This window comes from Stenotrophomonas sp. HMWF023, from assembly GCF_003060985.1.
Classification (GTDB): Bacteria; Pseudomonadota; Gammaproteobacteria; order Xanthomonadales; family Xanthomonadaceae; genus Stenotrophomonas; species Stenotrophomonas lactitubi.
Genome location: NZ_QAIJ01000210.1, coordinates 3,893 through 4,807 on the forward strand (window position 1 = coordinate 3,893; position 915 = coordinate 4,807).

Here is a 915-nt window from a genome sequence, read left to right on the forward strand (position 1 = left end):
GCAATGCACCGCGTGCATTGTGGGAGAAATGGGCAGCACCGGATGAGCTCAATCGCATCGAGCTGGCCTGTCGTGCGTTGTTGGCGAGCCCGCTTGAGGGCAAGACGGTGCTGTTCGAAACCGGCATCGGTGCGTTTTTCGATCCGCGCATGCGCGAGCGCTACGGCGTGCAGGAAAGCCAGCATGTGCTGATCGATTCACTGCGCGAAGCTGGCTTCGAGCACGAAGACATCGACGTGGTGGTGCTCAGCCATCTGCACTTCGACCATGCCGGTGGCCTGCTGGCGGCGTGGCGCGAAGGCCGTGAACCGGAACTGCTGTTCCCCAATGCGACGTACGTGGTCGGTGCGCAGCATTGGCAGCGCGCGTTGCAGCCGCACCCGCGCGATCGTGCCAGCTTCATTCCGGAACTGCCGGGCCTGCTGCAGGCCAGTGGGCGCCTGGAAGTGGTGGACGGTGAGTATTCGAAGGTACTCGGCCACAGCGTGCGTTTCAGCTACAGCGACGGCCACACGCCGGGGCTGATGCTGGCCGAGATCGTGGGGCAGGACCGCGCAGGCGCAGGGGCGCACGGCGGCGTGGTGTTCTGCGCCGATCTGATTCCCGGTCGTTCGTGGGTGCACGTGCCGATCACGATGGGCTACGACCGCAATGCCGAGCTGCTGATCGACGAGAAGCGGCAGTTCCTGGAAGACAAGCTGGCGCGCAACGTGCATCTGTTCTTTACCCATGACCCGCAGGTGGCGCTGGCGCAGGTCGGGCGGGATGAGAAGGGGCGTTTCGTTACGCTGCATGAGCAGGGCGAGCTGAAGGCGCGGGCGTTGGGGTGAGGTTTGCCGGCAGGGCTGCGCCCTGCACCTGCAGAGGCCGGAGCCGAAGCAACAGCAACAGCGGGCTATCCGTGGGGGGGCGGGG

At 65.6% G+C, this 915-nt stretch carries 1 protein-coding gene; it reads left to right on the plus strand.

Annotated features, from left to right (window positions below; all coding sequences use genetic code 11):
- Positions 1-830, plus strand: an 830-nt coding sequence (locus DBR20_RS11355; RefSeq protein WP_258223305.1) for an MBL fold metallo-hydrolase, incomplete at its 5' end; no start/stop codon positions are given.
- Positions 831-915 lie beyond the last annotated feature (85 nt).